The organism is Streptomyces sp. NPDC002845 (genome assembly GCF_053591955.1).
This window is the reverse complement of sequence record NZ_JBSFUU010000051.1, coordinates 64,981-72,616: the sequence shown is the minus strand read 5'-3', so window position 1 is coordinate 72,616 and position 7,636 is coordinate 64,981. Positions and strand designations below refer to the sequence as shown.

At 67.7% G+C, this 7,636-nt stretch carries 8 protein-coding genes and 1 rRNA gene; all 9 read left to right on the top strand.

The features are described from left to right. A 5S ribosomal RNA gene (gene rrf, locus ACWD3C_RS31250) occupies positions 1 to 70 on the top strand; the annotation flags it as partial. 78 nt (positions 71 to 148) lie between these two features. Next, positions 149 to 796, top strand: coding sequence for an HAD family hydrolase (locus ACWD3C_RS31245; RefSeq protein WP_451149529.1), 648 nt, complete (start codon positions 149 to 151; stop codon positions 794 to 796). A gap of 76 nt (positions 797 to 872) precedes the next feature. Further along, complete coding sequence (locus tag ACWD3C_RS31240; RefSeq protein ID WP_451149528.1) at positions 873 to 2,108, top strand: MFS transporter; 1,236 nt, start codon at positions 873 to 875, stop codon at positions 2,106 to 2,108. Next, entirely contained in the window at positions 2,059 to 3,240 is a 1,182-nt protein-coding gene (locus tag ACWD3C_RS31235; RefSeq protein WP_451149525.1) for an acetoin utilization protein AcuC, read from the top strand. The genes ACWD3C_RS31240 and ACWD3C_RS31235 overlap by 50 nt, the downstream gene beginning before the upstream one ends. A 462-nt stretch (positions 3,241 to 3,702) precedes the next feature. Then, entirely contained in the window at positions 3,703 to 4,518 is an 816-nt protein-coding gene (locus ACWD3C_RS31230) for a phosphatase (protein ID WP_451149524.1), read from the top strand. Between the two features lie 129 nt (positions 4,519 to 4,647). Then, positions 4,648 to 4,860 carry a helix-turn-helix domain-containing protein gene (locus ACWD3C_RS31225; protein WP_004984898.1) on the top strand — a complete coding sequence of 71 codons (213 nt, stop codon included), beginning with the start codon at positions 4,648 to 4,650 and terminating at the stop codon, positions 4,858 to 4,860. A 155-nt stretch (positions 4,861 to 5,015) separates the two neighbouring features. Further along, positions 5,016 to 5,114: a 30S ribosomal protein bS22 gene (locus ACWD3C_RS31220; RefSeq protein WP_003948845.1), complete on the top strand. Its 99-nt coding sequence runs from the start codon at positions 5,016 to 5,018 to the stop codon at positions 5,112 to 5,114. A gap of 247 nt (positions 5,115 to 5,361) precedes the next feature. Beyond that, positions 5,362 to 6,423, top strand: a complete 1,062-nt coding sequence (locus ACWD3C_RS31215) for an NAD-dependent epimerase/dehydratase family protein (protein WP_451149523.1) — start codon at positions 5,362 to 5,364, stop codon at positions 6,421 to 6,423. Positions 6,424 to 6,437: 14 nt separating this feature from the next. Next, positions 6,438 to 7,496 carry a lysophospholipid acyltransferase family protein gene (locus ACWD3C_RS31210; RefSeq protein ID WP_451149522.1) on the top strand — a complete coding sequence of 353 codons (1,059 nt, stop codon included), beginning with the start codon at positions 6,438 to 6,440 and terminating at the stop codon, positions 7,494 to 7,496. Positions 7,497 to 7,636: the final 140 nt, after the last annotated feature.

Below are 7,636 nucleotides of genomic sequence, written 5' to 3'. Positions count from 1 at the left end.
GGAAGCTAAGCCTTACAGCGCCGATGGTACTGCAGGGGGGACCCTGTGGGAGAGTAGGACACCGCCGAACAAATATTGAGGGAAACCCCGCACCAATCAGGTGCGGGGTTTTTCTGTTTTCGTCGTCGTTTAGGGTCTGTGCATGCCCATACGCTACGACCTCGTCATCTTCGACAACGACGGTGTGCTCGTCGACAGTGAGCCCCTCGCCAACGCAGTTCTGGCGGCGTATCTCACCGAGTTGGGGTACCCCACTACGTGCGAGGAGTCCGTGCGTGACTACATGGGCGGGTCCATCCAGCGCGTTCACGAGACGATCAGGCAGCGGTACGGCAAGGAGTTGCCCGCGGAGTTCGACGAGGAGCTTCTGGTGCGGACTCTGGCTGTCTTCGAGCGGGAGTTGAAGCCGGTGGTCGGGGTGGGCGAGGTGCTCGGCGGGCTGCGGAGCAGTGGGGTGGCGTACTGTGTCGCTTCTTCCGCTCGGCATACGCGGATTCGGTTCTCGCACCGTACGACGGGGCTGGACCGGTGGTTCGAGGAGGCGTGGCTCTTCAGTGCCGAGGACGTCGGGCGGGGCAAGCCGGCTCCCGACCTCTTCCTCCATGCGGCTGCCTCCAGAGGGGTCGCTCCCGAGCGTTGTGTGGTCGTGGAGGACAGCCCACTCGGTGTGCAGGCGGCTCTGGCGGCCGGTATGGACGTATACGGATACACGGCGATGACACCAGCCGCTCGGCTCGCGGGGGCCACGCGGCTCTTCTCTGACATGGGCGAACTGACCGGCCTTCTCAAGAGCTGAGCAATATTCAGCTTCCCCTACCCAGGAGTAGCCGGGGGGCCTACGCTGTGCCGCCATGACACATGGCATGACCGGCGTGACCGAGGCGCTGCGGCGCGGGCGGGGTGCGTTGGCGTTCAGCTTCTTCGCTCAGGGCGTTGCTTTTGCGCTGCTTGTGACGCGGATTCCGGCCATCCAGAACCGGTACGGGGTCTCGGATGCCCTGTTGCCGGCCTTTCTCGCCGCCGTGCCGATTCTTGCCGGGGTGGGGAGCGTCTGTACTGAGCGGCTCGTCAAACGGGTGCCGCCCAGTCAGGTGCTGCGGTGGTCCCAGCCGCTGGTGCTGCTGGCTCTGGTGGGGGTGGGAGCCGGGGACCAGCTGGTGGGGCTCGGCATCGCGCTCGCGGTGTTCGGGCTTGCCGTGGGGGCCCTCGACGCGTCGATGAACATGCTCGGGGTGAGTCTTCAGCGGACGTACGGGCGGAGCATCATGCTCGGGTTCCATGCTGCGTACAGCCTGGGCGGGATCGTCGGGGCCTCGCTCGCATGGGTGGGGGCGCACTGGGATCTGGCGCTGGTCGTGTCGTATCTGCCGGTCGTGGTGGTGTTGCTGCCGGTCGTGCTGGTGGGGAGTCGGTGGTACGTCGACGGGGGTGTCTCGGCGGAGGGTGGGGACAAGAGGAAGGACGAGGGTGGCGGTCCGGGCGAAGGTGGGCCCGTTGTCTTCAAGTTGTTGTTGCCGCTCTGTCTGGTGATGACCTTCGCGTACATCGGGGACTCGACCGTCTCCAACTGGAGTGCGAAGTATCTGCAGGACGTGCTGGGGAGTTCGGAGGAGCTCGCGACCGTTCCGTACAACGTCTATATGGTCACCACGCTGCTCGGGCGGTCCATCGGGGACTTCGGGGTGCGGCGGTTCGGGGCCGTGGCGGTTGTACGGGCGGGGGCGCTGGTGGCGGCCGTCGGGTTCGCGGTGGTGGCGGGGGCGCCGGGGGCCTGGGTGGGGATGCTCGGGTTCACCTTGCTGGGGCTCGGGCTGTGTGTGCTGGTGCCGCAGACGTTCGCGGCGGCGGGGAGATTGTTCCCTGGGTCTTCGGATACGGCCATCGCGCGGCTGAATGTTTTCAACTATGTGGGGTTTTTGATCGGTTCGCCGTTGGTGGGGGCGTTGGGGGACGCCTGGAGCTATCGGGGGGCGATGCTCGTGCCCATGGTGTTGGTGCTGTTGACGTTGGTGTACGCCCGGTCGTTCGAAGCCGGACGAGACCGATACGGTGACGGGCATGAGCGGCCGCGCACAGCTGATGTGGGACGAGGCAGTAACGGGCTATGACTTCGGGCCGGACCATCCGATGGATCCGGTCCGGCTGGCGTTGACCCGGGGGTTGGTGAGTGCCTTCGGGCTCGACCAGGGCAGCGATGGCGTTGAGGTTGTCGCTGCCAAGCCTGCTGGGGAGTCGACTCTGCGGCTGGTGCACCGCGAGGACTACGTGGCTGCTGTGAAGGCTGCTTCTGTTGATCCCGGGGCCGCCGATGGGGCGTATGGGCTGGGGACGATGGATGATCCCGCCTTTGCCGGTATGCATGAGGTGTCCGCGCTCATTGCCGGGCAGTCGGTGGGGGCCGCTGAGGCTGTGTGGCGGGGGGATGTCTCGCATGCGGTGAACTTCGCGGGTGGGTTGCACCATGCGATGCCCGGCGGTGCTTCGGGGTTCTGCATTTACAACGATGCCTCGCTGGCCATTGCCCGGTTGTTGGAGTTGGGGGCCGAGCGGGTCGCGTATGTGGATGTGGACGTGCATCACGGGGATGGGGTGCAGGCGGCGTTCTGGGAGGACCCGCGGGTTCTGACCGTGTCGCTGCATGAGCATCCCCGGACGCTGTTTCCGCAGACCGGGTGGCCGGAGGAGACCGGGGCCGAGTGTGCGGAGGGGTCGGCGGTGAATGTCGCTCTGCCGGCCGGGACCGGGGATGCGGGGTGGCTGCGGGCGTTTCATTCCGTGGTGCCTGAGGTGATTGCGGATTTTCGGCCGCAGGTGCTGGTGACTCAGCATGGGGCCGATACGCATTTTGAGGATCCTTTGGCGCACTTGGCTGTGTCGTTGGATGCGCAGCGGGCTGTGCAGGTGGCGTGTCATGAGTTGGCGCACGAGTACGCCGGGGGGCGGTGGGTCGCGCTCGGTGGGGGTGGGTACGCGGTGGTGGATGTGGTGCCGCGGTCGTGGACGCATTTGGTTGCTGTGGCGGCGGGGCGGGAGATTGCGCCGGAGGCCGTGATTCCGGAGGGGTGGCGGCAGGAGGTTTTTGCTCGTACGCGGCAGTTGGCGCCGGTGCGGATGACTGATGGGCGGTGGCCTGTGGCCTGGGCGGACTGGGAGGCGGGGTATGACCCTGCGGATCGGTTGGACCAGGCGGTGCTTGCTGCGCGCAAGGCGGTGTTTCCGTTGCGGGGGATGTTGCCGTAGGGGCGCGGGGGGCTGGGTGGGGTGTTTTCGCCCCCGCCGCCCCTACCCGTCCCATCCCCAGGGGCTGCCGCCCCTTCGACCCCGCCAGAGGGCTGGGGGTGGGTGGGGCGTGTGCGGGTGAGTGGGGGGTGCTGTGGATCGGCCTGAACGGCCTCGTCCTCAAGCGCCGGACGGGCTGGAGGGGGCTGGGGTGGGTTTGGGTGTGTGCGGGCCGGTGGGTGGTGGGTCGGCCTGAACGGCCTCGTCCTCAAGCGCCGGACGGGCTGGTGATGCTCGGGCTGGGCTGGTTGTGCCTGGGTCGGGCTGAAGGGGTGGCTCTGGGCTTCAGGTGCCGCGTGGGTCTGATGGGGCGTTGATCCCTCCTTTCGTTACGCCAGCTGCCTCCTCCTTTCGTTACGCCAACTGTGCGGTGTTTTGGGGTTTTGGCAGTGGTGTGGGTGGGGGTGCGTCAGCATCGGGCCCGTGTTGAGCAGGGGAGGCCTTCGGGCGTATCTGGTGGCGGTCGGGTTGGCTGGGGTGGTGGCGACCTCGCGGGAGGTGAGTCTGCGGAGTTATCGGCTGTTCGCCGCGCGTGATCCTCGGGTGCTGATCGGGATTGACCCGGAAGGGGCGTGGGGGGAGCGGGATGTGATCGAGTTGATGGCGGAGAAGTGCGGGGTTTCGGCCGATCCGCAGTGCACCTCCGGTCAGGATGTGATCGACCCGGATCGGACCCTGGCGGCGCTGGACGCGTTCGCGCAGCGGGTGGCAGAGGTCGCGGAGCGTAGGGCTCCGGTGCTTTTCGGGACCGGGCATCCGCATCGGCTCCTCGGGTTCTACGCAGGGTTGGCAGACGCCTTGTCGGCGGTGGGATGTGAGGTCCTCACCCCTGCGACGGGTAGACGTGTCGACATAACGACCCGGTTCGGTCTACGTACGTACAACCTTGATTACGTACGAGGAGTCGCGTTGGTGCGCGCGCCCGGGGCCGAACACTCCGGGCGTGAGACCGGCGCGCACACGCACTCGCCGCTCCCGGTACGCACGGTTCTGGCGGCCGCGGCGGAGGCCGGAGGGCCGCTCCCGGAACTGGTCATCGGGGACCACGGCTGGGTCTGCGGAGCAGGTCAGCTGGGGTTCGAGGCGATGGGGCCGGCCGATACGGACGATCCCGCGCTCTTCGTCGGACAGGCGGAGGGGCGGGTGTCCGTCGTCGTTCCACTTGATGACGCTGTGCGGTCTGATTACTACCGACCGCTGACCCGCTACGTACTCAAACGGGCGTGTCTGTCACAGTAAGGCGCCGATGCCATCCCCTCTTCCCCACTCGCATCACCCGCCCCTACATTGGGGAGTGAGCACGCAGCGACGAAGAGTCACCGGAAGGGGAAGCCGGTGGCCGTCGAGTGCGGAAGGTTCAGGTGTGTCATGGCTGCAGCTGGCGAGAGGCCTCTGAACGAGGTTCAGTTCCTGACCGTGGCGGAAGTCGCCTCGGTGATGCGAGTGTCGAAGATGACCGTGTACCGGTTGGTGCACAGCGGTCATCTGCCGGCGATCCGGGTGGGGAGGTCCTTCCGGGTGCCGGAGCAAGCGGTTCACGAGTACCTCCGCGAGAGCTATGTGGGGGTGGAGACAGCCTGACGGGATCCCCGGAGGCGCCCCTCGGGATGCCTCCGGGGATTCCCCGGCTCCCCTCGATTACGAGCTCAGCGCTCGGGCGGGTAGGCTTGCCCCTCATAGGTCGTGTGGGCCCATGTCGCCCAGCACCGAGTTGAGAAAAGTGAGCGAGGGTAGTCGTGGGCTCTGTTATCAAGAAGCGGCGTAAGCGGATGGCCAAGAAGAAGCACCGCAAGCTGCTCAAGCGCACCCGCGTTCAGCGTCGTAACAAGAAGTAAGGTCCGTCCTTACGGAGAATGTAGGGCTCGTCCTTACGGTCTTTCTTGTGCGAGCGCCGCGAGAAGCGTGTGTTGTGGCCCCCCATCAGTAGGTGGGGGGCCACAATCATGTGCCGTCACTTCGTGCGTCAGGCGGTCATCACAGGGCAACACCAACGCGCTAACGTGGCCGAACACGGGGAACGCGGGCAGAGTACGGGCAGAGTGGCGAAGACGTGGGCCTACGGCTGGAAGGAAGGCGCTGATCTTGGGGAAGGTCGTGCTCGTGACCGGGGTGGCCCGTCAGCTGGGGGGCCGGTTCGTCCGACGGATCCAGCGTGACCCGCAGGTGGACCGGGTGGTCGGCGTGGACGCGGTACCGCCGGAGCACCACCTGGGCGGCGCGGACTTCGTACAGGCCGACATCCGGCAGGCGACCATCGCCCGCGTCCTGGCCGAGCACAAGGTCGACACCGTGGTCCACATGGACGTGACGGGCACCGCCCTGGGCAGCGGCAGCCGGACCACGGTCAAGGAGACCAACGTCATCGGCACCATGCAGCTGCTGGGCGCCTGCCAGAAGTCCCCGGCGGTCAAGCGGCTGGTGGTGAAGTCCAGTACGAACGTCTATGGGTCCGCGCCGCGTGATCCGGCCGTGTTCACCGAGACCACCCCGCCCAAGTCCCTGCCCAGCGGCGGCTTCGCCAAGGACACGGTGGAGGTCGAGGGGTATGTACGCGGATTCGCGCGGCGCCGGCCCGACGTGGCCGTGTGCGTGCTGCGGTTCGCGAACATCCTGGGGCCGAGCGCGGACTCGCCGCTGGCCTCGTACTTCTCGCTGCCGGTCCTGCCGACCGTGCTCGGCTACGACCCGCGGCTGCAGTTCGTGCACGAGGACGATGTGATCGAGGTGCTGCGGATCGCCTCGCACGAGCCCGAGCGCGGCACGCTCAACAGCGGCACGTTCAACGTCGCGGGCGATGGCGTACTGCTCCTTTCGCAGTGCGCGCGGCGGCTGGGCCGGCCGACCGTGCCGCTGCTGATGCCGACGGTCAGCTGGGTCGGTACGGCGCTGCGTACCCTGGGGGTGACGGACTTCTCACCCGAGCAGCTGAGGCTGCTCACTCACGGCCGGGTCGTGGCGACGAACCAGATGCGCGAGACGCTGGGATACAAACCGAAGTACACGACGGCGGAGACGTTCGCGGACTTCGCGCGCGGTCGCGGTCCCGGGCTGCTGCCGCCGGAGGCCATCGCGGCGGCCGTCGACCGGATCGCCGCGCTGCCCGCCCTGGGCGGTGGCCACCCCCCGACGCAGAGCGCCAACTGAGGAGCGCATCAACGATGGCGGATGCCAAGGTCATTCCGTTCGACGACGACCGGTCGCGCGGGGGTGCCGTACAGCGCCCGCCGCGCCGCCGGAGTACGGGGAGCCGGCGCAAGGGCGAGCCCGCGGTGGTTCGTGAGGTCCAGGCACTGCCGGGGCGGCCGCTCGGGCAGGATGATGTTCCCGTGACGCGTGAGCAGCCCGAGGCGCCCCAGCAGCCCGAGAAGCCCCAGGACGGCGGTCTGGAGCGGCGTATCGCCGGTGGGCTCGCCTTCCTTCGCAGGCGGCTCACGGGCGACTACGAGATCGACGACTTCGGGTACGACGAGGAGCTGACCGACCAGGTCCTGATGTCCCTGCTGCGGCCGGTGTACGAGAACTACTTCCGGGTCGAGGTGAAGGGCATCGAGAACATCCCGTCCGAGGGCGGGGCCCTGATCGTCGCCAACCACTCGGGCACGCTGCCGATGGACGGCCTGATGATGCAGGTCGCCGTGCACGACAACCACCCGGCGGGCCGCCATCTGCGGCTGCTCGCCGCCGACCTGGTCTTCATGCTGCCGGTGGTCAACGAGCTGGCCCGCAAGCTCGGCCACACCCTCGCGTGCGCCGAGGACGCGGCACGGCTGCTGGAGCAGGGCGAACTGGTCGGGGTGATGCCGGAGGGCTTCAAAGGCCTCGGCAAGCCGTTCAACGACCGCTACAAGCTCCAGCGCTTCGGCCGCGGCGGCTTCGTCTCCACGGCCCTGCGCCAGGGCACTCCGATCATCCCGTGCTCGATCGTCGGGGCCGAGGAGATCTACCCGATGATCGGCAACTCGAAGACCCTCGCCCGGCTCCTGGGCTTCCCGTACTTCCCGATCACGCCGACCTTCCCGTCGCTCGGCCCGCTCGGCGCGCTCCCGCTGCCGACCAAGTGGACCATCCAGTTCGGCGAGCCCATCCCGACGGACGGCTACCCGCCGGAGGCCGCCGAGGACCCGATGCTGATGTTCAACCTGACGGACCAGGTCAGGGAACAGATCCAGCACACGCTGTACAAGCTGCTGGTGCAGCGGAGGTCGGTGTTCTTCTGAGGGTTCTTCTGAGGTTCTTCTACGTGCGTACGGCGGTGGGGGGGGGGCCGGGGGGGGAGGGGGGGGCCCCCCCCCCCCCCCGGCCCCCCCCCCCCCGGGGGGGGGGGCGGGTGGGAGAGGAAAACAGAACAAAAAAAAAA

Coding starts and splice junctions, on each gene's coding strand:
- ACWD3C_RS31235 (WP_451149525.1), top strand. CDS start 2,059: ATGAGCGGCCGCGCACAGCTGATGTGGGACGAGGCAGTAACGGGCTAT.
- ACWD3C_RS31225 (WP_004984898.1), top strand. CDS start 4,648: ATGGCTGCAGCTGGCGAGAGGCCTCTGAACGAGGTTCAGTTCCTGACC.
- ACWD3C_RS31210 (WP_451149522.1), top strand. CDS start 6,438: ATGGCGGATGCCAAGGTCATTCCGTTCGACGACGACCGGTCGCGCGGG.